24 protein-coding genes and 2 tRNA genes are annotated in these 23,197 nt (G+C 62.0%); 14 read left to right on the top strand and 12 right to left on the bottom strand.

Annotated elements, in window-relative coordinates; translation table 11 throughout:
* The first annotated feature begins 57 nt into the window (after positions 1–57).
* Together B2U07_RS11755 and B2U07_RS11750 are read left to right on the top strand one after the other, a co-directional pair.
* Positions 58–1,308, top strand: coding sequence for a murein hydrolase activator EnvC family protein (locus tag B2U07_RS11755; RefSeq protein ID WP_275546814.1), 1,251 nt, complete (start codon positions 58–60; stop codon positions 1,306–1,308).
* 28 nt (positions 1,309–1,336) lie between these two features.
* Positions 1,337–2,653: a S41 family peptidase gene (locus B2U07_RS11750; RefSeq protein ID WP_275546813.1), complete on the top strand. Its 1,317-nt coding sequence runs from the start codon at positions 1,337–1,339 to the stop codon at positions 2,651–2,653.
* Between the two features lie 166 nt (positions 2,654–2,819).
* Here the strand turns inward: B2U07_RS11750 and B2U07_RS11745 are convergent, their stop codons facing one another.
* From B2U07_RS11745 to hisB, 8 genes are all read right to left on the bottom strand, one after another.
* Complete coding sequence (locus tag B2U07_RS11745; protein ID WP_275546812.1) at positions 2,820–3,575, bottom strand: substrate-binding periplasmic protein; 756 nt, start codon at positions 3,573–3,575, stop codon at positions 2,820–2,822.
* A 134-nt stretch (positions 3,576–3,709) separates the two neighbouring features.
* Positions 3,710–4,465, bottom strand: coding sequence for a substrate-binding periplasmic protein (locus B2U07_RS11740; protein ID WP_275546811.1), 756 nt, complete (start codon positions 4,463–4,465; stop codon positions 3,710–3,712).
* An 84-nt stretch (positions 4,466–4,549) separates the two neighbouring features.
* Positions 4,550–5,284, bottom strand: coding sequence for a substrate-binding periplasmic protein (locus B2U07_RS11735; protein WP_275546810.1), 735 nt, complete (start codon positions 5,282–5,284; stop codon positions 4,550–4,552).
* Positions 5,285–5,495: 211 nt separating this feature from the next.
* Entirely contained in the window at positions 5,496–6,266 is a 771-nt protein-coding gene (hisF, locus tag B2U07_RS11730) for an imidazole glycerol phosphate synthase subunit HisF (protein ID WP_197859247.1), read from the bottom strand.
* A gap of 77 nt (positions 6,267–6,343) precedes the next feature.
* Positions 6,344–7,081, bottom strand: a complete 738-nt coding sequence (hisA, locus tag B2U07_RS11725; protein ID WP_275546809.1) for a 1-(5-phosphoribosyl)-5-[(5-phosphoribosylamino)methylideneamino]imidazole-4-carboxamide isomerase — start codon at positions 7,079–7,081, stop codon at positions 6,344–6,346.
* 37 nt (positions 7,082–7,118) lie between these two features.
* A complete protein-coding gene (locus B2U07_RS11720) occupies positions 7,119–7,373 on the bottom strand; it encodes a DUF2164 domain-containing protein (protein WP_024309931.1) in 255 nt (84 codons plus the stop codon).
* The gene (gene hisH, locus B2U07_RS11715) at positions 7,373–8,011 is read right to left on the bottom strand and encodes an imidazole glycerol phosphate synthase subunit HisH (RefSeq protein ID WP_090429589.1); all 639 of its coding nucleotides are present in this window, start codon (positions 8,009–8,011) and stop codon (positions 7,373–7,375) included. The genes B2U07_RS11720 and hisH overlap by 1 nt, the downstream gene beginning before the upstream one ends.
* Complete coding sequence (hisB, locus tag B2U07_RS11710; protein ID WP_099526028.1) at positions 8,012–8,605, bottom strand: imidazoleglycerol-phosphate dehydratase HisB; 594 nt, start codon at positions 8,603–8,605, stop codon at positions 8,012–8,014. It abuts the gene before it with no gap.
* 171 nt (positions 8,606–8,776) lie between these two features.
* On the opposite strand from hisB, the gene B2U07_RS11705 reads away from it, so the two are divergent.
* From B2U07_RS11705 to B2U07_RS11655, 11 genes are all read left to right on the top strand, one after another.
* Positions 8,777–9,868: an NAD(P)/FAD-dependent oxidoreductase gene (locus B2U07_RS11705; RefSeq protein WP_275546808.1), complete on the top strand. Its 1,092-nt coding sequence runs from the start codon at positions 8,777–8,779 to the stop codon at positions 9,866–9,868.
* Between the two features lie 80 nt (positions 9,869–9,948).
* Positions 9,949–12,174, top strand: coding sequence for an AsmA family protein (locus B2U07_RS11700; RefSeq protein WP_275546807.1), 2,226 nt, complete (start codon positions 9,949–9,951; stop codon positions 12,172–12,174).
* Positions 12,171–13,238: an A/G-specific adenine glycosylase gene (gene mutY, locus B2U07_RS11695; protein ID WP_275546806.1), complete on the top strand. Its 1,068-nt coding sequence runs from the start codon at positions 12,171–12,173 to the stop codon at positions 13,236–13,238. Before B2U07_RS11700 ends, mutY begins: the two co-directional genes overlap by 4 nt.
* Positions 13,235–13,507: an oxidative damage protection protein gene (locus tag B2U07_RS11690; protein WP_037055319.1), complete on the top strand. Its 273-nt coding sequence runs from the start codon at positions 13,235–13,237 to the stop codon at positions 13,505–13,507. The genes mutY and B2U07_RS11690 overlap by 4 nt, the downstream gene beginning before the upstream one ends.
* A 153-nt stretch (positions 13,508–13,660) precedes the next feature.
* A tRNA-Phe gene (locus B2U07_RS11685) sits at positions 13,661–13,736 on the top strand.
* 247 nt (positions 13,737–13,983) lie between these two features.
* Positions 13,984–14,757, top strand: coding sequence for an ABC transporter ATP-binding protein (locus tag B2U07_RS11680; RefSeq protein WP_197859235.1), 774 nt, complete (start codon positions 13,984–13,986; stop codon positions 14,755–14,757).
* A 15-nt stretch (positions 14,758–14,772) separates the two neighbouring features.
* On the top strand, positions 14,773–15,525 hold the full coding sequence (locus tag B2U07_RS11675; RefSeq protein ID WP_197859233.1) for an ABC transporter substrate-binding protein: 753 nt from the start codon (positions 14,773–14,775) through the stop codon (positions 15,523–15,525).
* Between the two features lie 54 nt (positions 15,526–15,579).
* Positions 15,580–16,275 (top strand): ABC transporter permease, encoded by a 696-nt coding sequence (locus B2U07_RS11670; protein WP_197859232.1) that lies wholly within the window; start codon positions 15,580–15,582, stop codon positions 16,273–16,275.
* Entirely contained in the window at positions 16,272–16,961 is a 690-nt protein-coding gene (locus tag B2U07_RS11665; RefSeq protein ID WP_275546805.1) for an ABC transporter permease, read from the top strand. The genes B2U07_RS11670 and B2U07_RS11665 overlap by 4 nt, the downstream gene beginning before the upstream one ends.
* Positions 16,962–17,009: 48 nt before the next feature.
* On the top strand, positions 17,010–18,224 hold the full coding sequence (locus tag B2U07_RS11660; protein WP_275546804.1) for a methyltransferase: 1,215 nt from the start codon (positions 17,010–17,012) through the stop codon (positions 18,222–18,224).
* Between the two features lie 294 nt (positions 18,225–18,518).
* Positions 18,519–18,594: transfer RNA gene (locus B2U07_RS11655), tRNA-Thr, on the top strand.
* A 115-nt stretch (positions 18,595–18,709) separates the two neighbouring features.
* On the opposite strand, the gene B2U07_RS11650 is transcribed toward B2U07_RS11655, so the two are convergent.
* Complete coding sequence (locus B2U07_RS11650; RefSeq protein WP_296277017.1) at positions 18,710–19,162, bottom strand: hypothetical protein; 453 nt, start codon at positions 19,160–19,162, stop codon at positions 18,710–18,712.
* 201 nt (positions 19,163–19,363) lie between these two features.
* On the opposite strand from B2U07_RS11650, the gene mobH reads away from it, so the two are divergent.
* Entirely contained in the window at positions 19,364–21,364 is a 2,001-nt protein-coding gene (gene mobH, locus B2U07_RS11645) for a MobH family relaxase (protein ID WP_296277015.1), read from the top strand.
* Positions 21,365–21,530: 166 nt separating this feature from the next.
* Here the strand turns inward: mobH and B2U07_RS11640 are convergent, their stop codons facing one another.
* The 3 genes from B2U07_RS11640 to B2U07_RS11630 form a co-directional block, all read right to left on the bottom strand.
* Positions 21,531–21,881, bottom strand: coding sequence for a hypothetical protein (locus B2U07_RS11640; protein WP_296277013.1), 351 nt, complete (start codon positions 21,879–21,881; stop codon positions 21,531–21,533).
* A gap of 211 nt (positions 21,882–22,092) precedes the next feature.
* Positions 22,093–22,500 carry a hypothetical protein gene (locus B2U07_RS11635; protein ID WP_296277011.1) on the bottom strand — a complete coding sequence of 136 codons (408 nt, stop codon included), beginning with the start codon at positions 22,498–22,500 and terminating at the stop codon, positions 22,093–22,095.
* Positions 22,501–22,522: 22 nt separating this feature from the next.
* Positions 22,523–22,963, bottom strand: coding sequence for a hypothetical protein (locus B2U07_RS11630; protein WP_296277009.1), 441 nt, complete (start codon positions 22,961–22,963; stop codon positions 22,523–22,525).
* Positions 22,964–23,197: the final 234 nt, after the last annotated feature.

Genomic DNA, 23,197 nt, shown 5'->3' with positions numbered 1-23,197 from the left:
CTGCTTTTTTAGGCATACTAAGCGCCATTCGCTACTCCGCCAGGTGTCGCCTCGCCCATGCTTCGCATCCTTGCCCTGATTCTGCTCAGCAGCCTGATCGCTCCGGCCATCGCCGATCAGCGCGCCGATACCCAGCGCCAGCTGGAAGCCGCGCGCCAGGACGTCGCCGAGCTGAAGAAACTGCTGGAAAAACTGCAGCAGGAGAAATCCGGCGTGCAGCAGCAGTTGAAGAAGACCGAGACCGAGATGGGCGACCTGGAAAACCAGGTCAAGGAACTGCAGCGCGAACTCAAGGGCAGCGAGGACGAAATCCAGCGCCTGGATCAGGAGAAAAAAAAACTCCAGGGCGCGCGTACTGAACAGCAACGCCTGATCGCCATCCAGGCCCGCGCCGCCTATCAGAGCGGCCGCCAGGAGTACGTCAAGCTGCTGCTCAACCAGCAGAACCCGGAAAAGTTCTCGCGCACCCTCACCTACTACGACTACCTCAGCCAGGCGCGTGTCGAGCAGCTCGCCGCGTTCAACGAGACCCTGCGCCAGTTGGCCAACGTCGAAGAGGAAATCACCAGTCACCAGGCCCAGCTACAGGCGCAGAAGGCGGGCCTCGATGAACGTCACGCCAAACTCGCCGAGGCGCGTAAGGAGCGCCAGCAGGCACTGGCCAAGCTCAACCGTGATTTCGCCAGCCGCGATCAGCGGCTCAAGGCACGCGAGCAGGAACAGGCCGAACTGGGCCGCGTACTCAAGACCATCGAGGAAACCCTCGCGCGCCAAGCGCGCGAGGCCGAGGAAGCGCGCAAGCGCGCGCTTGCTGCTCAGAAGGCAGAGCAGGCGCGCCCGGGCAATCAGCAAGCCAGCCAGCAAAGCGGGCCACTGGTCAGCTCAGGCGCTGTCTATGGCGGGCCTTTCGCCAGCGCGCGCGGCAAGTTGCCATGGCCGGTCGATGGCCGATTGGTAGCACGCTATGGAACCCCTCGCGGCGGCGACGCTCGTACTAAGTGGGATGGCGTGCTGATCGGCGCCGCCGCCGGCAGCCAGGTGCGTGCCGTGCACGGCGGCCGAGTGGTTTTCGCCGACTGGTTGCGTGGCGCCGGTCTGTTGGTCATTCTCGACCATGGCAATGGTTATCTGAGCCTGTATGGCCACAACCAGAGCCTGCTGAAGAATGCCGGGGACGTGGTCAAGGCCGGCGACCCCATCGCCACCGTCGGCAGTAGCGGCGGCCAGGATGCATCGGCACTGTACTTCGCCATTCGCCAGAACGGTCGCCCGAGTGATCCGGCACAGTGGTGCCGCGCGCAGGGATAAGCGCCTTATCCATTTAGGAGTTCTCTTGATGTCTCATCGCTTTCGCCCCACCTGCCTGGCCCTGGCCCTCGGGCTGCTGCTCGGCGTTCCAGCCCTGCATGCCGCCGAGCCTGCCCCCGCGCCAGCAGCGGTAGCAAGCGAAAAGGCCCCGCTGCCGCTGGATGATCTGCGCACCTTTGCCGAGGTGATGGACCGCATCAAGGCCGCCTATGTCGAGCCGGTCAGCGACAAGACCCTGCTGGAGAATGCCATCAAGGGCATGCTCAGCAACCTCGACCCGCACTCGGCCTACCTCGAGCCGGAAGCCTTCGCCGATCTGCAGGAAAGCACCAGCGGCGAGTTCGGCGGCCTGGGTATCGAGGTCGGCATGGAGGATGGCTTCGTCAAGGTGGTTTCGCCCATCGACGACACGCCCGCCTCGAAAGCCGGCATCCAGCCCGGTGACCTGATCGTCAAGATCGATGGCCAGCCGACCAAGGGCCTGTCGATGATGGAAGCGGTGGAAAAGATGCGCGGCAAAGCCGGCAGCGAGATCGAGCTGACCCTGGTGCGCGACGGCGGCCGCCCGTTCGACCTGACGCTGACCCGCGCGGTGATCAAGGTGCGTAGCGTCAAGAGCCAGATGCTCGAAGACGGCTACGGCTACCTGCGTATCTCGCAGTTCCAGGTCAACACCGGCGAGGAGGTCGGCAAGACGCTGACCAAGCTGCGCCAGGAGAACGGCAACAAGAAGCTGCGCGGCCTGGTCATGGACCTGCGCAACAACCCGGGCGGCGTGCTGCAGGCTGCGGTGGAAGTGGCCGACCACTTCCTCAAGAACGGATTGATCGTCTACACCGAAGGCCGCCTGGCCAACTCCGAGCTGCGCTTCAACGCCGACCCGGCCGATGCCAGCGAAGGCGTGCCATTGGTGGTGCTGATCAACGGCGGCAGCGCCTCGGCCTCGGAAATCGTCGCCGGCGCCCTGCAGGATCACAAACGCGCGGTACTGATGGGCACCGACAGCTTCGGCAAGGGCTCGGTACAGACCGTGCTGCCGCTGAACAACGACCGCGCGCTAAAGCTGACCACGGCGCTGTATTTCACCCCCAACGGCCGCTCGATCCAGGCTCAGGGCATCGTCCCCGATATCGAAGTGGCACGCGCCAAGGTCACCCGCGAGCAGGACGCTGAAGGCATCAAGGAAGCCGATCTGCAGGGCCACCTGGGCAATGGCAACGGTGGCGCGGATCGCCCGAGCCGAATCGCCCAGGCCGCTCGCACCGAGCGCCCGCAGGACGATGACTACCAGTTGAGCCAGGCACTCAACCTGCTCAAGGGCCTGAGCGTCACGCGCGGCAATTGAGCCGAACGGTAATGAAAAACGCCGCAATTTCCTCGCGAAATTGCGGCGTTTTCATCTAGGCCGGGTATAACCCAGCGCGTTATCCGTCGCGGGTTACGCCCGCCCTGCCTGGCACGCGACCCGTAGGACGCGCGCCGCGAGCCACGAGCCTGTGCCCGGCAACCGGTTACAGATAGTTCTCGGTAATGTCGTCGATGAAGCCGTCGGCACGCATCTCGTCCAGCGCTTTCTGCAGGCGCTCGATGACCTCGTCCGGGGTGTCCTTGTTCAGCGCCAGGTAAAGTTCGGCGTCATTGAAACGCAGCACGGTGTTGAGGCCGCTGACGTCTTCCTGCTTGGCCAGGTAGCGGCCGACCGGGTCGGTGGTGGCCCACAAGTCTATCTGCCCACGCACCAGCTTCTTCACGTTCTCCTGGTCACGCAGGGCGTTGATCGGCTCCAGCCCCTGGCTTTCCAGATGCTGGCTGACCGCATCGTTCTTGTAGGCGCCGACGCGGTACTTGGCAGCGTCCTGCAAGCTCGACACCCTGATGTCGTTGCCCGGCGCGGCGAGCAGCACCCAGCCGGTCTTGGCCAGCGGGCCGACCCACTTGAACAGCGGTTTGCGCTCTTCGGTATAGGTGGTGGAGAACAGGCCGTAGTTGGGCTTGTCCAGGGTCAGGCGATAGAGGCGATCCCAGGGGAAGCGCAGGGTCAGGGTGTAATCGATGCCGGCACGCTTGAACATCTCGCGCACGATGTCGGCGCTGATGCCATCGATACCGTCGTCACGGGCGAAGTTCTTGTCGTCCACCGCCATGTTGAAGGGCGGGAAATTCTCGGTCAGCAGCACCACCTTGTAGTCCGCCGGCAGCTCCGCATGGGCGAAGCCGGAGGCGAGAAACAGGGCGACGAACAGGCTTTTCTTCAGAGTTTTCAGCATAAGACGTACCGCTCGCGTGATTTGTGGTTATGGCTAGCCACATCCTTGCATGGGCCCGAGCCCGGTCATCGGCACTCGGTGGCGCTGCCATCCATGGCAAGCGACCGGCACGTGGCCGGTCGCATGTTCGGTGCTTACAGGTAGCTGTTCAGGGTCTTTTCGACGAAGCCTTCGGCGCGCATCCGATCCAGGACGGCCTGCAGCCTGGCGACGATCTCGTCAGGCGTTTCCTTGTTCAGCGCCAGGTAGAGCTCGGCACTGTTGAATCGCAAAACGGTCTTGAGGCCGGAGATGCCCTCCTGCTTGGCCAGGTAACGACCGGCCGGGTCACCCGTAGCCCAGAGGTCGATCTGCCCGGTCGCCAGCTTGCGCGCATTTTCCTGGTCACGTAGCGAGGTGCTGTGCTCGACGCCCTTTTCGCTCAGGTATTCGGAGATGGCATCGCCCTTGTAGGCGCCGATACGGTATCGCTTGGCATCGTCGAGACCGGTCAGTGTGACCGGGCTGTCGCCCTGAGCGAGCATTACCCAGTCGTCCGGGCCGATGGGGCCGACCCACTTGAACGTCTCTTCGCGCTCGGGCAGGCGGGCAGTCACGAATACCCCGTAGCCCGGCTTTTCCAGGGCCAGCTTGTAGATGCGATCCCAGGGGAAGCGCAGGGTCAGGTTGTAGCGGACCCCGGCACGCTTGAACATTTCCTGGACGATATCCACGGCGATGCCGTCGATATTGTCCTCCTGGGCGAAGTTCTTGCCATTGATGGCCATGTTGTAGGGCGGGAAGTTCTCGGTCAACAGGACCACGGTGTAGTCCGGGTCGACTTCGGCGCGTGCGGCGCCGGCAAGCACCATAAGGGTGCCAGCCAGCGAGATCAGCAGGCGTTTGAACATGGCATTTCTCTTTCTAATAAAAGGCAGACCGCGTCAGGATAACCGCCATGCCCTCCCCGGCCCAGCGATTACTGGCAGTGTGCCTCAATAGCGTGCCTCGATGCTCTTCAACGCACCCTCGGCCCGCAGCGAATCCAATGCACTCTGCAACTTCTGCACCAGCTCATCCGGGGTTTGCAGGTTGAGCGCCAGGTAGAGTTCAGCGGTGTGCAGTTGCTGTACCACCCTGAGGTCGTGCATACCCTCCTGGCGCGCCATGTACCGCCCAGCCTGATTCGAGGTGACCCACAGATCGATCTGCTCGCGTGCCAGCTTGTGCACGTTCTCGTTATCGCGCAGCGCCGTCTGCACCTCGAAGCCGCGGTCAAGCAGGAACTGGGTCTTGGCATCGTCCTTGTAGCCACCGATGCGGTAACGCCGCGCATCGTCCAGAGAGGCCAGCTGGATATCGCTGTCACCGCGGGCGAACAGCACCCACTCGTTGTTGGCCAGCGGCCCGACCCATTTGAACTGGTTTTCACGCTCGGCGGTGCGTGCAGTGGAGAACAGGCCGTAGCCGACATCGTCCAGCGTCTGCTGGTACACGCGGCGCCAGGGGAAACGCAGGATCATCTGGCAGTCGACCTCGGCGCGCTCGCAGACGGCGCGCAGGATATCGGCGTTGATACCGGTGACGTTGTCGTCCCGGGCGAAGTTGTTGCCACTGACCGACATGTTGAACGGCGGCAGATTCTCCGTGAGCAGCACCAGCGGTTCTGCACGGGCGAGGCTGAGGCCGCAGGTCAGGGCCAGGATGGTCACGAATCGAAGAAGGAACATGAAGACTCCGTGTCGAAAATGCTCGGCAAAAAGCAGCCCTCCGCAAGCGCGGAGAAGCAGAGTGAAGGGATATGAGCTCATGCTAGCCGGATCGCTGGCACTTTGCCGTCGACTCGCCCGCAGCTTTTAGCGAAAGCAGCGTCAATCGGGCGATTTAGGCAAATGACAACGCCACTCGGGGCTGCTGTACAGCCCCCAGCGGCGCGACAGATCAGCGCACGACGATACCGCGGCTGGCCAGGTAAGCCTTGGCTTCCGGCACGGTGTATTCGCCGAAGTGAAAGATGCTCGCCGCCAGCACGGCATCGGCCTTGCCTTCGAGGATGCCATCGGCCAGGTGTTGCAGGTTGCCGACGCCACCGGAGGCGATCACCGGCACGCGCACGGCCTCGCTGATGGCGCGGGTCACACCCAGGTCGTAGCCGCTCTTCACGCCGTCCTGATCCATGCTGGTGAGCAGGATCTCGCCAGCCCCAAGGTCTTCCATCTTCTTCGCCCAGGCTACGGCATCCAGGCCGGTCGGCTTGCGCCCACCATGGGTGAAGATCTCCCAGCGGCCCGGCTCGCCCGGCGCGGACACGCGCTTGGCGTCGATGGCGACGACGATGCACTGCGAACCGAAGCGCGCCGCGGCCTCGCCGACGAACTCAGGGTTGAACACGGCGGCGGTATTGATCGACACCTTGTCGGCGCCGGCATTGAGCAGATTGCGGATGTCCGCCACGCTGCGCACCCCGCCACCCACGGTCAGCGGGATGAATACCTGGCTGGCCATGCGCTCGACGGTATGCAGTGTGGTGTCGCGGCCATCGACACTGGCGGTGATGTCGAGGAAGGTAATCTCGTCGGCGCCCTGCTCATCGTAGCGGCGGGCGATTTCCACCGGGTCGCCGGCATCGCGGATGTTCTCGAACTTGACGCCCTTGACCACGCGGCCGTTGTCCACGTCCAGGCAAGGGATGATGCGTTTAGCCAGTGCCATACGGAGCTCCCGTAGGGTGGGTGCAACCCACCGATAAAGATTGCGTCAGTGGTGGCGGGTTTCACCCGCCCTTCGGTTTAACCTTTGAAGTTGTCGCAAAAGGCCTGCGCTTCGGCCACATCCAGGGTGCCTTCGTAGATGGCCCGGCCGGTGATGGCACCGATGATGCCTGGCGAGCGTGCCAGCAGCAGCTTCTCGATGTCGCCGAGGTTGTGGATGCCGCCGGAGGCGATCACCGGAATCTTGCTGGCGGCAGCCAGCGCGGCGGTAGCTTCGACGTTGCAGCCCTGCATCATGCCGTCTTTGGCGATGTCGGTATAAACGATGGCAGACACGCCGTCGGCCTCGAAGCGCCTGGCCAGGTCGGTGGCCTGCACGCTGGAGACTTCCGCCCAGCCGTCGGTGGCGACGAAACCGTCCTTGGCATCCAGGCCGACGATGACCTTGCCGGGGAAGGCCTTGCACGCCTCGGTGACGAACTCCGGCTCTTTCACCGCCTTGGTGCCGATGATCACGTAGCTGACGCCAGCGCGCACGTAGTGCTCGATGGTCTCCAGGGTACGAATGCCGCCGCCGATCTGGATCGGCAGGTTCGGGTAGCGCTTGGCGATGGCGGTGACCACTTCGCCGTTGACCGGCTGGCCTTCGAAGGCGCCGTTCAGATCGACCAGATGCAGACGACGGCAGCCGCCCTCGACCCATTTTGCGGCCATGCTCACCGGGTCATCGGAAAAAACCGTGGAGTCTTCCATGCGGCCCTGACGCAGACGCACGCAAGCGCCGTCCTTGAGATCGATAGCGGGGATAATCAGCATCGGTTGAACCTGCTCAAGTTTGAATTCGGTAAGGCGCTCAGCTCTTTTCGAGCGCCCAGAGGTCGCTCTCGATGCTTTCGAACCTGTCTTTCAGGTGCGCCTGCACGTCGAGAATCGCCTTGTTGTAGTAGTGCGGCGCCAGCTCGCGGGTGATCTGGTCGAGGACTTCCTGCACTTCGAAGGTGCCTAGCTGCAGCTCGAAACGCTCGTCGAGAAAGCGCTGCAGCATCAGCAGCGCGGCCTGCTCCTGGGCAGGCTCGAGCGCGAGACTGGGAGCCTTGTTGCGGGCCATTACCAGCGCCCATCCCAGGCGGCGAAGTTCTGCAGCAGCTGCAGGCCGTGGGTGTGGCTCTTCTCCGGGTGGAACTGCACGGCGAAGCGCGAGCCCTCGGCCAGTGCCGCGGCGAAGTCCTTGCCGTAGTGACCGCGACCGACCACCTGCTGCGGCTTGCCGGCCTCGATGTAATAGCTGTGCACGAAGTAGAAGCGCGCATTTTCCGGGATGTCGTGCCACAGCGGGTGCTTCACCGCCTGGCTGACCTCGTTCCAACCCATGTGCGGCACCTTGAGGCGCTCGCCGTCTTCGCTCAGGTCCTTGCCGAAGAAGCGTACCTGGCCGGGGAACAGGCCGATGCAGTCGACGCCATCGTTCTCCTCGCTGCGTTCGAGCAAAGCCTGCATGCCGACGCAGATGCCGAGAAACGGACGGTCGGCGCTGACTTCACGCACCAGCTCGTCGAAGCCCAGACGCCTGATCTCGGCCATGCAATCGCGGATTGCACCGACGCCGGGGAACACCACGCGGTCGGCCTCGCGGATCACCTTGGCGTCGCTGGTTACCAGCACGCGGCCGGCGCCGACGTGTTCCAGCGCCTTGGCCACCGAGTGGAGGTTGCCCATGCCATAGTCGATTACGGCTACCGTCTGCATTTACAGGCAGCCCTTGGTCGAGGGCATCTGCCCGGCCATACGGGGGTCCAGCTCCACCGCCATGCGCAGCGCGCGGCCGAAGGCCTTGAACACGGTTTCGATCTGGTGGTGGGTGTTGTGCCCGCGCAGATTGTCGATGTGCAGGGACACCAGCGCGTGGTTGACGAAGCCCTGGAAGAATTCCTGGAACAGGTCGACGTCGAAGTTGCCGACCACCGCGCGGGTGAACGGCACGTGCATCTGCAGGCCGGGACGACCGGAGAAGTCGATCACCACGCGCGACAGTGCTTCGTCCAGCGGCACGTAGGAATGACCGTAGCGGGTCATGCCCTTCTTGTCGCCGATAGCCTTGGTGAAAGCCTGGCCGAGGGTGATGCCGACGTCCTCGACGGTGTGGTGGTCGTCGATATGCAGATCGCCCTTGCACTCGATATCGAGGTCGATCAGGCCATGACGGGCGATCTGGTCGAGCATGTGCTCGAGAAACGGCACGCCAATATCGAATTTGGCCTTGCCGGTGCCATCCAGGTTGATCGAGACCTTGACTTGGGTCTCCAGGGTGTTGCGCTCGACGAATGCCGTACGTTCGGCCATCACCAGCTCCACGAATTGCTAACGGAAAAAGGCCAGCATTATAGGCGTGCCGGGGCGGCAACGGCTACCGGCGATGGTCGGATCCGCAGCGCAGACCGACGCGCCCATGCCGAAAAGCGCAACGCAGCTCTTGCTATGCTCCCGCCAACCAGCAAACACAGCGATACAGCCATGCACGAAGTCGACACCCTGATCATCGGCGCCGGCGCCCTTGGCCTGGCCTGCGCCGCCCGCCTGGGCGGGCCCGATACGCTGATTCTGGAGGCGGAGGGGCTGATCGGCAGCCACACCTCCAGTCGCAACTCCGAGGTCATTCATGCCGGCCTCTATTACCCGCCCGGCTCGCTCAAGGCCGAGCTGTGCCTGGAGGGTCGCGAACGTCTGTACGCCTGGTGCAACCAGCACGGGGTGGCGCATCGGCGGATCGGCAAACTGCTGGTGGCGGTGCAGGAGAACGAAATCGGCAAGCTCGAGGCGCTGGCCAGCAATGCCGAGGCCAGCGGCGTGAACGATCTGCAACCCGTCAACCGGTCGCGCCTGCGGGAGCTGGAACCCGCCCTGCGTGGTGTCCACGCCCTGCTCTCGCCGAGCACAGGCATCATCGACAGCCATGCCTATCTGCAATCGCTGCTGGCGGTGGCGGAGAGTCGCGGTGCACAACTGGTGCTGCACAGCCGCGTCGAACGCTTGCAGCGCGACGGCGACGCCTGGATCGCCAGCGGCCACAGCGCCGGCGAAATCTTTACCCTGCGCGCACAACGGGTGATCAACGCCGGCGGCCCCTTCGCCCAGCGCCTGGCCAGCACCATCGAAGGCCTGCCAGTGCCGCCACTGCATCTGTGCCAGGGCCGCTACTTCGGCTATAGCGGGCGCTCGCCGTTCTCCCGGCTGATCTACCCGATGCCGGAGGCCAATACTGCCGGCCTGGGCATCCATGCCACCCTCGATCTCGCCGGCCAACTGCGCTTCGGCCCGGACGTGCGCTGGCTGGATGCGCTCGACTACGCAGTCGACGAGGACCTGCGCGCGCCTTTCGCCGCTGCCATTGCCCGCTACTTCCCGGCAATCGATGCGAACCGCCTGCAACCCGGCTATGCCGGCGTGCGCGCCAAGCTCAGCGGGCCCGGGGAACCGGCTGCCGACTTCCTGATCCAAACCCCTGCCGACCACCGCCTGCCGGGCCTAGCCAACCTGTTCGGCATCGAATCGCCAGGACTCACCGCCAGCCTGGCCATTGCCGAGCGGGTCGCAGAAGCCCTGTAAGGCTATAATCGGCGCCATTATCGACGGCTGCGCCTCCACTGGCCGCCCGCACATTTCGTTATCGAAACAAGGACTCGTCCATGAAAGCGCTCGGCAAGATCCTGGGCCTCTTCCTTCTCGGCTTGCTGCTGATCGTAGTGGCGCTGCTGTTCGCCCTGACTCATCTGTTCGACCCCAACGATTACAAGGACGAAATCCGCCAGATCGCCCACGACAAGGCCAACCTCGACCTGCAGCTCAAGGGTGATATCGGCTGGAGCCTGTTCCCCTGGCTGGGCCTGGAGCTGACCGACGCTACCCTGGCCAGCGCCGACACGCCGGACAAGCCCTTCGCCGACCTGCGCATGATCGGCCTGTCGGTGCGCGTGATGCCGCTGCTGCGCAAGGAAGTGCAGATGAGCGACATCCGTGTCGACGGCCTCAATCTCAACCTGCAGCGCGACGACAAGGGCCATGGCAACTGGGAAGGCGTCGGCCGCCCGGCCCAGGCCAGCACCACGCAACCAGCGCCCAGCGAACCTACACCGAGTGAAGACACACCGCCGAGCCAGCCGAACGAAAAGCCGGCCGCCCAGCCGGTCAAGCTGGATATCGACAGCCTGACCCTGAGCAACTCGCGTGTTGACTACAGCGACGCACAGAAGGGCCAGCAATTCACCGTCGAGAATATCGAGCTGAAAACCGGCGCGATTCGCGAAGGCGCCAGCATTCCGGTCAAGTTCAGCGCCTTCTTCGGCACCAACCAGCCGGTGCTGCGTGCACGCAGCGAAGTCGAAGGCCAACTGCGCTTCGACCGCGCCCTCAAGCGCTACCAGTTCGAAGACCTCAAGCTGACCGGCGAGGCGTCCGGCGAACCGCTCAAGGGCAAGACCCTGAACTTCTCTGCCCAAGGCCAATTGCTGGTCGACCAGGCCGCCAATATCGCCGAATGGAACGGCCTCAAGCTCTCTGCCAACCAGTTGCGCGCCCTCGGCGAGATCAAGGCGCGCGAGCTGGGCGAGGACGCCAAGATTTCCGGCGGGCTGTCCATCGCCTCGCTGAACCTGCGCGAGTTTCTCGACGGCATCGGCGTCGAACTGCCGGCCATGCAGGCCAGCGACGCCCTTAACCAGTTCGAGCTGGTCAGCCGCCTGAACGGTTCGAGCAAAGGCATGATGTTCGAAGAGCTCAACCTCAAGCTCGACGGCAGCACCTTCACCGGCAAGCTCGGCGTGGCCGATGTCAGCAAGCAGGCGCTGCGCGTCGACCTCAAGGGCGACAAGCTCGACCTCGATCGCTACCTGCCACCGAAAGCCAAGGACAGCCCCGCTGCTGCGCGCAAGGCCGAGGTCAAGGAAAGCATCGCGATCGCCGGCAAGGACGGCACCACCCCGCTGCCCAATGCCCCGACCCAGCAGGCCTGGAGCAACGAGAAGGTGCTGCCGGTGGACCAGCTGCGCAAACTCGACCTGCAACTGGCGCTCAGCCTCGGCCAGCTCACCTACGACAAACAGCCTTTCACTGACGTCAATCTCAAGGCCAATGGCCGTGGCGGCCTGATCACCCTGGAGGAAGCGCGCGGCAAGATGCAAGGCGGCAGTTTCGCTGGCAGCGGGCGCATCGACGTGCGCCAGGCCGAGCCGATGATCAGCGTGGAAAAACGCCTCAGCCGCATCCCGCTGGAGCCGCTGTTGAAGAAGGATGATCAGCCGTCTCCAATCAAAGGTCAGCTCGACCTCGATGCCAAGTTCAACACCCGCGGCAACAGCCAGAAGGAGTGGGTCGAGGCACTCAACGGCAACGCCAGCTTCGTCCTCAACGACGGCGTGTTGGTCGATGCCAACCTCGAACAGCAGCTGTGTCGCGGCATCGCCACGCTCAACCGCAAGTCGCTGAGCAACCCGCCAACCGGCAAGGACACCCCCTTCCGCGAGCTCAAGGGCAGCCTCAGCGTGCGCGACGGCGTCGCTCACAACCCCGACCTCAAGGCCCAGGTTCCCGGCCTGGCGGTCAGCGGCAATGGCGATCTCGACCTGCGCGTACTGGGTCTCGACTACAAGGTCGGCATCACCATCGAAGGCGACAAGCGTGAAATGCCGGACCCGGCCTGTCAGGTCAACGAACGCTACGTCGGCATCGAATGGCCGCTGCGCTGCCGCGGTCCGCTGGAGCTGGGCGCCAAGGCCTGCCGCCTGGATCAGGACGGCCTGGGCAAGATCGCCGCACGCCTGGCTGGCAACAAGCTGACCGAGAAGCTGGAAGAGAAACTTGGCGACAAGGTCAGCCCGGATCTGAAAGACGCACTCAAGGGCCTGTTCAACCGATGAGTCCCGAGCAGTTCAACGGCGCCGTGCTGGCCTGGTACGACCAGCACGGGCGCAAGGATCTTCCCTGGCAGCAGAACATCACGCCTTATCGCGTCTGGGTTTCGGAAATCATGCTGCAGCAGACCCAGGTCAGCACCGTGCTCGGTTACTTCGACCGTTTCATGGCTGCATTGCCGACGGTGAAAGACCTGGCCGAAGCACCGGAAGACGAAGTGCTGCACCTGTGGACGGGCCTGGGCTACTACACCCGCGCACGCAACCTGCAGAAAACCGCGCAGATCATCATGCACGAGCACGGCGGCGAGTTCCCGCGCAGCGTCGAGGCACTCAGCGAGCTGCCCGGTATCGGCCGCTCCACCGCTGGCGCCATCGCCAGCCTGAGCATGGGCGTGCGTGCGCCGATCCTCGACGGCAACGTCAAGCGCGTGCTGGCGCGCTACGTGGCGCAGGAGGGCTATCCGGGCGAGCCGAAGGTGGCCAAGCAGCTCTGGGACGTCGCCGAGCGCCTTACGCCGCACGAACGGGTCGGGCATTACACCCAGGCGATGATGGACCTCGGCGCTACCCTGTGCACCCGCAGCAAGCCCACCTGCCTGCTATGCCCGGTGCGCAGCGGCTGCCAGGCGCATCTGCTCGGCCTGGAAATCCGCTACCCCATCCCCAAGCCACGCAAGACGCTGCCGCAAAAGCGCACCCTGATGCCACTGCTCACCAATGCCGCCGGCGACATCCTGCTCTATCGCCGCCCGTCAACGGGACTGTGGGGCGGCCTCTGGAGCCTGCCGGAACTGGAAGACCTGTCTCAGCTCGACGACCTCGGCCAGCAGCAACAGCTCGAACTCGGCGAACGCCGCGAACTAGAAGGCCTGACCCACACCTTCAGCCACTTCCAGCTCGCCATCGAACCCTGGCTGGTGCGGGTGACCGAGCAGCCAAGCCGCGTGGCCGAGGGCGACTGGCTCTGGTATAACCTCGCCACCCCGCCGCGCCTGGGCCTCGCCGCCCCGGTGAAGAAGCTGCTGAAACGCGCGGCGCAAGCCATTACCGCTGGAGAACCGACATGACCCGCACCGTGCTGTGCCGCAAATACAAACAGGAACTGCCCGGCCTGGATCGCGCGCCCTACCCCGGCGCCAAAGGCGAAGACATCTTCAACAACGTTTCCAGGCAAGCCTGGGACGAGTGGCAGAAGCACCAGACCATGCTGATCAACGAGCGTCGTCTGAACATGATGAACGCCGAGGACCGCAAGTTCCTCCAGGCCGAGATGGACAAGTTCCTCTCCGGTGAGGAATACGCCCAGGCGGAAGGCTACGTACCGCCAAGCGAATAAGAATGCTTGTGGGAGGGGCTTCAGCCGCGACAGTGTGCTGGGTACACAATCCGTCTCCAGCCCCTCACGAACCTAAGCGCCCGAAATAATTAAATATTTTTCAAACTCGCGCTTGACACTGATCCTTCAAATCCGTCTAATAGCGCCCCGTTGGCCCAGGTAGCTCAGTTGGTAGAGCAGGGGATTGAAAATCCCCGTGTCGGCGGTTCGATTCCGTCCCTGGGCACCACTGATATACGACAAAGAGCCTCAGCCACGCGCTGGGGCTTTTTGCTTTCTGCGTCCGGCATTTTTCTCGTGCCATTGTTTCGCCTGCGCGACAAGCAGCTGCAACCAGGCGACACCCGCGACCCGGCCACGCGCTATCGCCCGGCAAACGGCTTGGCGGTCACGGAAACGCTATGCTAGCTTGGCCGCCTGCCAGGACGGCCCGCCGTACGCCGGAGCGCATTCGAAGAAGAAGAGGATCCCACCCCATGGCCGAGGCAACGCCCGCGCTGGAAATTCGCAACCTGCACAAGCGCTACGGCGATCTCGAAGTGCTCAAGGGCATTTCCCTGACGGCCAAAGACGGCGATGTAATCTCCATTCTCGGCTCCTCCGGCTCCGGCAAGTCCACCTTCCTGCGCTGCATCAACCTCCTGGAAAACCCGCACCAGGGTCAGATTTTCGTCGCTGGCGAGGAGCTCAAGCTCAAGGCCGCGAAGAACGGCGAGCTGGTTGCTACAGACAACAAACAGATCAATCGTCTGCGCAGCGAGATCGGTTTCGTCTTCCAGAATTTCAATCTGTGGCCGCACATGAGCGTGCTCGACAACATCATCGAGGCGCCGCGGCGCGTGCTCGGCCAGAGCAAGGCGGAGGCCATCGAGGTGGCCGAGGCACTGCTGGCCAAGGTCGGTATCGCCGACAAGCGTCACGTTTACCCCAACCAGCTTTCCGGCGGCCAGCAGCAGCGCGCAGCCATCGCCCGCACCCTGGCCATGCAGCCGAAAGTGATTCTGTTCGATGAGCCGACTTCGGCGCTCGACCCGGAGATGGTACAAGAAGTGCTTAATGTGATTCGCGCACTTGCCGATGAAGGTCGCACCATGCTGCTGGTGACTCATGAAATGAATTTCGCTCGTCAGGTATCCAGCGAAGTGGTGTTCCTCCACCAGGGCCTGGTCGAGGAACAGGGGCCACCGGCCCAGGTGTTCGACAACCCGAACTCGGCACGCTGTAAACAATTCATGTCCAGCAATCGCTAACACGGAGCAACACGCATGCAGAACTATAAGAAGATCCTGCTGGCCGCGGCCGCCACCCTGGCTTTCGGCACCAGTGCTGTCGCAGCTGACAAACTCAGACTCGGCACCGAGGGCGCTTACCCGCCCTTCAACCTGATCGACGCCAGCGGCAAGGTCACCGGCTTCGACGTGGAAATCGGCCAGGCGCTGTGCGCCAAGATGCAGGCCGAGTGCGAAGTGGTCACCTCCGACTGGGATGGCATCATCCCGGCGCTGAACGCCAAGAAGTTCGACTTCCTGATCGCCTCCATGTCGATCACCGAAGAGCGTCAGGCAGCGGTCGATTTCACCGAGCCCTACTACACCAACAAGCTGCAGTTTATCGCACCCAAGTCGGCCGACTTCAAGACCGACGAAGCCAGCCTCAAGGGCAAGGTGATCGGTGCCCAGCGCGCCACCATCGCCGGTACCTGGCTGGAAGACAACATGGGCAAGGTGGTCGATATCAAGCTGTACGACACCCAGGAAAACGCCTACCTCGACCTGGCTTCCGGCCGACTCGACGGCGTGCTGGCCGACACCTTCGTCAACTGGGAATGGCTCAAGAGCGACGCTGGCAAGGACTTCGAGTTCAAGGGCGACCCGGTATTCGACAACGACAAGATCGGCATCGCCGTGCGCAAAGGTGATCCGCTGCGCGAGAAGCTGAACACCGCGCTGCAGGCCATCATCGAAGACGGCACCTACAAGCAGATCAACGACAAGTACTTCCCGTTCAGCATCTACTGATGACCTGAGGGCACTGCGCCGCCGACCTGGCGGCGCGGTCGCCCGAGCCCTCCGATGATTTTCGATCTCCAAGGATTCGGCCCCGCCCTGGCCGCCGGCACCCTGATGACCATTCAACTGGCGCTTTCCGCGCTGGTTCTGGGTCTGGTGCTCGGCCTGCTCGGCGCGCTGGCCAAGACTTCGCCGTACAAGCCGCTGCAGTGGCTCGGCGGCAGCTATTCCACCATCGTACGCGGCGTGCCCGAGTTGCTCTGGGTACTGCTGATCTATTTCAGCACCGTCAACGTATTGCGCGCGCTGGGCGAAAGCCTGGGCGTCGGCAGCCTGGAACTCAGCCCGTTTGCTGCGGGCGTTATCGCCCTTGGCTTGTGCTTTGGCGCCTATGCCACCGAGGTATTCCGCGGCGCCATTTTGGCCATTCCCAAGGGGCACCGTGAAGCGGGACAGGCACTCGGCATGTCCAAGGGCCGCATCCTGTGGAAGCTGATCATGCCGCAGATGTGGCGCATCGCCCTGCCCGGTCTGGGCAACCTGTTCATGATTTTGATGAAAGACACCGCCCTGGTGTCGGTGGTCGGCCTGACCGAAATCATGCGCCAGGCACAAATCGCGGTTACAGCCACCAAGAATCCGATGACCTTCTTCCTGGTCGCCGCCATCATCTATCTGGGGCTGACCATCATCGCCATGATCGGCTTGCACTTCCTTGAGAAGAAAGCCTCACGCGGCTTCGTCAGGAGCAACCAATGAACTGGGAGCTGATCTACAAATACCTGCCGAAGATGTTCGAGGGCGCATTGCTGACCGTCGAGCTGCTGGCAGTTGCCGTCATTGCCGGACTGATCCTGGCACTGCCCATGGGTATCGCCCGCGCGTCGAAACACTGGTACGTACGCGCCCTGCCCTACGGCTACATCTTCTTCTTCCGCGGCACACCGATGCTGGTGCAGCTGTTCCTGATCTACTACGGCCTGGCCCAGTTCGATGCCGTGCGCCAGAGTGTCTTCTGGCCCTATCTGCGTGATCCGTACTGGTGCGCGGTGCTCACCATGACCCTGCACACCGCCGCTTATATCGCCGAGATCCTGCGCGGCGCCATCCAGGCCGTACCGCCAGGCGAGATCGAGGCTGCACGCGCCCTGGGCATGTCGCGCACCCAGGCCATGCTGCACATCATCCTGCCGCGCGCCGCGCGTATCGGCCTGCCGGCCTATAGCAACGAAGTGATCCTGATGCTCAAGGCCAGCGCCCTGGCCAGCACGGTCACACTGCTGGAACTGACCGGCATGGCACGCACGCTCAATGCCCGCACTTACGTAAGCATGGAGTTTTTCTTCACCGCCGCACTGTTCTACCTGGCCATCACCTTCATCCTGATCAACCTCTTCAAGCTGCTGGAGCGCTGGCTGCGCGTCGACGCCTGCCAGGGCCGCTAAGCCTGCGGGCCGCCTGCACAGACGGCCCGCCCTTCCGCCATAGACGCCATGTCCGAGCCGATTCTTACCTCAGGCGAACTGCTCGCCCGCTTCCAGGCGCTGGACAGCTTTCTCCTGCAGCATCAGGCGCTGTGGCGGCCAAGGCCGTTTTATCACCTGCGCCTGCCCTGGGAAGCAGAGTTGCCCGAGCTTGCCGCCTGGCTGCGCAGCCGCTCTCTGGAGCAGGCGCAAGCCAGCGACAGCGACCTCTTTGCGCTCGCGGCACCCGCTCCGTTTACCGAACTAGCCCGCCAGGCGCAGGCGCTCAGCCAGTTGGGCGAACTCCCGAGCCGCGACGCTCCAGCGCGCTCGCCTAACCTTAGCGTCGATGTGCCCGGTAGAAAGCTGGCGCAGATTCAGGCCTTCGCCAGTCACCTGCAGTTTCAACAACAGCCCACGCACTGGCTGGACTGGTGCTCCGGCAAGGGCCATCTTGGTCGCTGGCTGACCCAGACTGATCAGCGCTTGACCTGCCTGGAGTACGACCCGGCACTGATCGAATCCGGTAGCGCATTGAGCAAACGGCTGGGGCTGGATGCCATGCACCTGCAGCAGGATGTGCTGGCCGGTGATTGCAGCGAACGCCTGAGCAAAGAACACACCCCGGTCGCCCTGCACGCCTGTGGCGACCTGCACGTACGCCTGCTGCAACTGGCCAGCCGTAATGGCTGCTCGCAACTGGCGGTCGCTCCCTGCTGCTACAACCGCATCGCCGGCAAGCAGTACCAAACGCTTTCGACAGCGGCGCAAGCATCGGCGCTGCAGCTCTCACGCGACGATCTGGGCTTGCCGCTAAGCGAGACCGTCACGGCCGGCGCCCGGGTACGCAGGCAACGCGACCAATCCATGGCCTGGCGCCTGGCCTTCGACCTGCTGCAGCGCCAACTACGCGGTATCGACGAATACCTGCCGACGCCATCGCTGCCCAGCGAGTGGCTCAGCAAACCCTTCGCCCGCTTCTGCCATGACCTTGCCGCCCTGAAAGGCGTGGCCTCGCCCGGCGAGCAGGACTGGGCAACACTGGAGGCGAGCGGCTGGCAGCGTCTGGCCGAGGTGCGCAACCTGGAGCTGCTGCGCAACCTGTTCCGCCGCCCACTGGAGCTCTGGCTGCTGCTGGACCGCGCCCTGTATCTGGACGAACAGGGCTATAGCGTCAGACTGGGCACCTTCTGCGATTACCAACTGAGTCCACGCAACCTGCTGCTTCTGGCGGAACGCGCCTGAGTTGCTCACAGAACCTGTGGATAACTCTGTTGATCCTTTCTGGGCAACCCCTGCAAAGCCAATCGGGAACAGCCTCGCAAACATCTGATCATTTTTTGCTCAACCGCATAAGCTCTAACAAAAACAATGAGTTGCAAAAAAAGCGTGACCGATTGCACAGACAAGGTGCGCACCTATCGCACGCGCCTTCTCTTTGTGCATAAGCCAAAAGCTATTGATAGCCAACCCTGGAAAAGCCAGGCTCGAACATAGCTTTACTCAGGCCGACGAATGGATATAATGGCGCCCCACCTAGCCGGTATAGCTCAGCTGGTAGAGCAACTGACTTGTAATCAGTAGGTCCCGGGTTCGACTCCTGGTGCCGGCACCATATAAATCAAAGGCTTGCAGCGATGCAGGCCTTTGCTTTTTCTGCCGGACGTAAAATACTACGTAAAATTCCGGCCCCTAACCACGCCACATTGCTCCCAACCAGGGACGCGGTGCTAACGGGAACCCGCCTTTCCAGCAGACCTAACGGTCACCGCGTAGCCAACCAGACCTGTACAGATTACTGCCACCGGCACCAGCAGGACGGTGGTCATAACCCTGTCCTGAGCGCCCCATTGGTAGCCATCGTCAAGCAGCAGCCAGGACGCGCTTGCAACGATTGCACACACCCCGGCTGCAGCAAGGGAAAAGATCATCCAGTGCCTGCGCATAACGTCCGTTAGCCGCAACCTGCCGCAAGCGATTGCCCATAGCATCAGGGGCACGATAAGAGCAGCTAGCAACGCCGGAGCGGCCCGAACCAGTGCGCCACGCTGGTGAATGTCTTCTATCGGCAGATTGGTAATGCTCCAGTGAGACCAGAACGCATAGCAGACCAGCATCACAACCACGGCTAGCAGGATGTATGAGAGCGCTTCGGCCTTCGCCTCCGCATAGCGCTTGTGCATGAATATCTTCCCCCTATTTTTCAGCGGTTCTCAAGCTTGATGAAGACCTCTTCATGTTGCTGCACGCTGAAGACATCCCAAGGCGATTAGCAGCAGTGCCAGCCTAAGATTTTTTATCTGACCAAAAAGTGGTCGGATTAGCCCGCCCAAAACGAACTTCAATCGCGATCATGGTTTCACCAACCCCAATTGGAGAAATCAATGCTCAAGTTCATCTTCTGGCTGCTCTCACTTATTCGTCCTAGAAAGCCCAAGCGCAGCAAATTGTTGGCACCGCTCGTGGATCCTCGATTCGCACATCCGGCCTACAAGGACTTCCCCGAGGAACTGCTGCGCGCCATCGGCGACCCCACATACCTGCGTAACCCGCCATACCACCATGGCTACTACGGCCTGATCTCGGGTGAGTTCTGCATGCGCAAGTTTCAGGGGAAATTGATGGATAAGCTGGAGATTCAATCAGGCCTCTCCCCTGAGGAATTCAGCAGTTATCTGGAGCCGATTCTGATCGCGTATGCGGAGCTTGTGCATCTGCTGCCTGCATCAGAGCACCACCACCACAATACTCCGGGCGGCTTGCTGCGCCATGGGCTGGAAACCGCCTGTTTCATGCTGGACTGGATGGTGATGACCCGGTTCGACCATGAGTTGACCCCAGGGGAGGCGAGCAAGCGGCTGCGACGCTGGTATGTCGCCGGGATCATCGCGGCGCTTTTTCACGACGCCGGCAAGCCGCTCACGGATGTACGGGTAATAAGCTTCGAAGGGGATAAGAAGTGGGTTATGGGCACCCAGACCATTCACCAGTGGGCGGTTGCCAACAACCTTAGTCGATACTTCTTGGCATGGGAAAAGGGCCGCGCCGACAAGCACCTGGATCACTCCATCGTGCTGATTGGTACATTTGTGACCTCTCAAATTCGTACCTGGTTGATCGAGGGGGGGTGGGACATTTGGCAGGCACTGCTGGATGCCGTGTCAGGGAGCTCTGGCCCACTTACGGCAGCACTGAAGCTGGCCGACAGCCGATCAGTTAAAGCAGACAGAGAGCGCTCGGGCAATTCCCATAGCGAACCCACTGAGAATCGCTCAACGCAGCAATTCTGCACAGACGCCATACGGTTTTTGCTGGATGACGGCACCTGGACATTCAACGAGCCAGGCTCGCGCCTGTGGAAAACTGCCGAGGGCGTATTTCTCGTCTGGAGTACTGGGGCACCGGAAATTATCCAGCACGTCATCCGGGACAAAGTTGCTGGTTTTCCCCGCAGCGATGACAGCCTACTGGCAGCGATGGGCGAGCGAGAGTTAATCGATAAGGACCCTGACGGCTCGCTGATCTGGTACGTCGCGCCGCATATCCTGCAGAAAGGCAGCAAAGGCCCTTCGCTGCGTTGTGTAAAGCTCAAGCATCCGTTAGAAATCTTTCCCAGGGGCCTCGATAAGGTCGGCATCGCCCCGGCAACAATTGGCAAGCAGAAGCAGCCTTCGTTACCAGTTGAGGCCAAGAAGCGTGCCGAGGCAATCGTTCCCAACCACCAGCAGGCGGCCAGCAATAGGTCAGGTGCGGACAGCCATCCCGGTGTAGAAGCGCGTGAAAAACGCAGCATCCCCCTGCTCATTCCACGCATATTCGACGGCCGCCTGAGCGAGGAGGACGCGGACTATCTGCGAGCAAACCCCGCCCTGGGCAGCCGTTTGCTGCGCGAATTCGAGCGTAAAGTGATGATCAGCGAACTGCAGAATCGAGCGTTTCTATTGCTGACAGAGCTGATTACCGAGGAGGATCTACCAGCACTGTCTGAGGCGGGGTGGCTTTGGCCGAATATCGCCACCACCAGCAACGAGCTGCAGCGCAATCGGCGCGGTAAAACGGGAGTGACGCTCAACACAAGGCTGTCACTGATTTTCTGCCAACTGACAAATGCCAAATGGTCTCCGCGCTGCCATGCCACCCTGCCAGAGGGGCTGCGCAGCCAGGTGTTCAAACACGCAATCGAACTTGCGCCCCATGCGTGCGAGGAACTGGGGCGCGGAGCGAAAGCCTATAGCCTGTCATTCTGGGCACGAGATCGATTTCAGAGCGCCTACGGCCTGAGTCAGGATGAGGTGGAACAGGTGATCCTGCATGGCCTGGAGGCGGTGAGAGTCAGCAATGAGCGAAAATATTATTTCGCTGCCGATATCGAGTTCCAGTTCTGACCGTCGAGCGCATATGGCCGAACCAGGCCGGCCATATACGCCGAGCTTTGCGTTAGGGAGTTTCTGAAAAAGCCATCTATCGCCACTCCCGCGAAGGCGGGAGCCCAGGGCTACGCAGGCTCTGGATTCCCGCCTGCGCGGGAATGACGGCTATTTCAGAGTTTCCTTAGTTCCCGCCATCCCAGGCCACGAACCAGAAATAGAACCGGTATCCGGAATATACCGAAACCGCCAGAGTCAGCAGTGAGAGCAGCGGATATTGATCATCGAGTCCCATCCATGCCTGCAGCTTGAATAGTGTCGCCCCAACCAGGATGGCGAGAAGGACCCCAAGCCCCAGCCCAAGCAACCCGAACAGTCGCATGCCCAGGCTAGGCGCGCTGCCGTCCCAGTTCTCGCTAAGGCAAAACGGACAATGGTTACCGCTGGGGGCATAGCCCAAAAGATTTCGGCTATACCGCGTACGCGGCACCATGACTTTTCCGCAGTTGTGACAGATCACGGTTGAATGGCGCATGGCATCTCCTGGTTGGGGTTCGATTTACCTCCATCCTCACCGGCACCCCAGAGAACCCAAGCCCTTATGCGTTCAGACCTAAGCACGGCCAAGCACGCTGCCGGAACGGATACGCTTTGGCAGCAACGACACCGATAGCATCAGTACATCGCCAGCAGCGGCGCTCCCCCAATGCATCCATTGCCAAATCGGACGACAAACGGCAGCCCACTCAGCGCTCCCACGAGTCGATCCCCGACTTCAGAAAAACCATCCCCGGCACAGTAATGACAACAAAGACGATGGGGCCGAATGCCATCATTGGTCTCCAGGCACTTTGCAGCCATGGATAGGCCTGAAAAACCGCTGCAGCCGTTTCCGGCATCATGGTCGCCAGCTGCCCCAGGCCGATAGCCCCCATAGCCGCAAAGAACAGCAGCAAACTCCCTACGACTGCCAGTAGCAGCCGCCTTTCCGGGGACTGTTCACTAACTCGCACAGAGCCCAGGTAGTCCAACGGCAAAGGCAGCTGACAAACCTTCCTGCCGCGCCCTATACGAGCATCGAGATTCAGTGCGAGCGAAGACATCGCGATGGCAAAACACAGCACAAACAGAACCGCAAAGCCCAGTGCAGACATGATCAATTCCTCCTGTAGGAAATCAGCCGAAATCAACGCCTGAAAAGCCCGAGAAGGAGTCGCTCCAGCTGTCGCTGAGCATGTCCATGCCAAAGGGGTTGCCCATGACATCGATGCAGCCATCGATCATGGGCAGGCCATTGGCAGGGTTGACCTGCATGTGATTGCTGCTCGTTGTATCAGCGATGGTCAGTGTCGTCGTAGCAAGACCGTCAATAGCGCTCGCGCTATCAATAACGTCCCAGGCCTGGTTGGATTCGGAGAACCAGAGGTCCTGGGCAGGCTCGCTGAATCTTGCCTTAAACGACTCAGCCACCTGATACCAGGGGCGCTCGTGGCGAATGTTCAGATCATCATGAATCACCACAGCCTGGCCGAATACGGGATAAACAATCGTCGTATAGGCCTGGTGGCGTGGTTTGAGGGCCGACAATACTCGGGCAATGCACATCAACAGGTTCATAGCAGCTCCTTGGTTAGGTTCTCCTTTCAGCCTGCCCCGCCCCCCGAAAAACCCAAGTTCGCATGCCCATCATTAACGGTGCAGCGTCGCAATCCGCAAACACGACCATCCCGCACTGCACCAGCGCTGCAATCACCACAGAAATTTTCGCCTCGACTCGGCCCGCAGGCACTCAAGGAGAGGCAAAGCATTGCACGCCTCCGCCCCAGCCATGAGAATGCAGTCACGAAACGG

This window comes from Pseudomonas sp. UBA7530 (assembly GCF_002479365.1).
Taxonomy (GTDB): domain Bacteria; phylum Pseudomonadota; class Gammaproteobacteria; order Pseudomonadales; family Pseudomonadaceae; genus Aquipseudomonas.
Note: the sequence above shows the minus strand (reverse complement) of the source record. Positions and strands in the feature narration are given on the sequence as shown.

Coding starts and splice junctions, on each gene's coding strand:
- B2U07_RS11640 (WP_296277013.1), bottom strand. CDS start 21,881: ATGCGCCATTCAACCGTGATCTGTCACAACTGCGGAAAAGTCATGGTG.
- B2U07_RS11700 (WP_275546807.1), top strand. CDS start 9,949: ATGAAAGCGCTCGGCAAGATCCTGGGCCTCTTCCTTCTCGGCTTGCTG.
- B2U07_RS11680 (WP_197859235.1), top strand. CDS start 13,984: ATGGCCGAGGCAACGCCCGCGCTGGAAATTCGCAACCTGCACAAGCGC.
- B2U07_RS11650 (WP_296277017.1), bottom strand. CDS start 19,162: ATGCACAAGCGCTATGCGGAGGCGAAGGCCGAAGCGCTCTCATACATC.
- B2U07_RS11635 (WP_296277011.1), bottom strand. CDS start 22,500: ATGTCTGCACTGGGCTTTGCGGTTCTGTTTGTGCTGTGTTTTGCCATC.
- B2U07_RS11670 (WP_197859232.1), top strand. CDS start 15,580: ATGATTTTCGATCTCCAAGGATTCGGCCCCGCCCTGGCCGCCGGCACC.
- B2U07_RS11740 (WP_275546811.1), bottom strand. CDS start 4,465: ATGTTCAAACGCCTGCTGATCTCGCTGGCTGGCACCCTTATGGTGCTT.
- B2U07_RS11690 (WP_037055319.1), top strand. CDS start 13,235: ATGACCCGCACCGTGCTGTGCCGCAAATACAAACAGGAACTGCCCGGC.
- hisB (WP_099526028.1), bottom strand. CDS start 8,605: ATGGCCGAACGTACGGCATTCGTCGAGCGCAACACCCTGGAGACCCAA.
- B2U07_RS11705 (WP_275546808.1), top strand. CDS start 8,777: ATGCACGAAGTCGACACCCTGATCATCGGCGCCGGCGCCCTTGGCCTG.
- B2U07_RS11665 (WP_275546805.1), top strand. CDS start 16,272: ATGAACTGGGAGCTGATCTACAAATACCTGCCGAAGATGTTCGAGGGC.
- B2U07_RS11630 (WP_296277009.1), bottom strand. CDS start 22,963: ATGAACCTGTTGATGTGCATTGCCCGAGTATTGTCGGCCCTCAAACCA.
- mutY (WP_275546806.1), top strand. CDS start 12,171: ATGAGTCCCGAGCAGTTCAACGGCGCCGTGCTGGCCTGGTACGACCAG.
- B2U07_RS11750 (WP_275546813.1), top strand. CDS start 1,337: ATGTCTCATCGCTTTCGCCCCACCTGCCTGGCCCTGGCCCTCGGGCTG.
- mobH (WP_296277015.1), top strand. CDS start 19,364: ATGCTCAAGTTCATCTTCTGGCTGCTCTCACTTATTCGTCCTAGAAAG.
- B2U07_RS11660 (WP_275546804.1), top strand. CDS start 17,010: ATGTCCGAGCCGATTCTTACCTCAGGCGAACTGCTCGCCCGCTTCCAG.
- B2U07_RS11675 (WP_197859233.1), top strand. CDS start 14,773: ATGCAGAACTATAAGAAGATCCTGCTGGCCGCGGCCGCCACCCTGGCT.
- B2U07_RS11745 (WP_275546812.1), bottom strand. CDS start 3,575: ATGCTGAAAACTCTGAAGAAAAGCCTGTTCGTCGCCCTGTTTCTCGCC.
- B2U07_RS11720 (WP_024309931.1), bottom strand. CDS start 7,373: ATGGCCCGCAACAAGGCTCCCAGTCTCGCGCTCGAGCCTGCCCAGGAG.
- B2U07_RS11755 (WP_275546814.1), top strand. CDS start 58: ATGCTTCGCATCCTTGCCCTGATTCTGCTCAGCAGCCTGATCGCTCCG.
- hisF (WP_197859247.1), bottom strand. CDS start 6,266: ATGGCACTGGCTAAACGCATCATCCCTTGCCTGGACGTGGACAACGGC.
- hisH (WP_090429589.1), bottom strand. CDS start 8,011: ATGCAGACGGTAGCCGTAATCGACTATGGCATGGGCAACCTCCACTCG.
- hisA (WP_275546809.1), bottom strand. CDS start 7,081: ATGCTGATTATCCCCGCTATCGATCTCAAGGACGGCGCTTGCGTGCGT.
- B2U07_RS11735 (WP_275546810.1), bottom strand. CDS start 5,284: ATGTTCCTTCTTCGATTCGTGACCATCCTGGCCCTGACCTGCGGCCTC.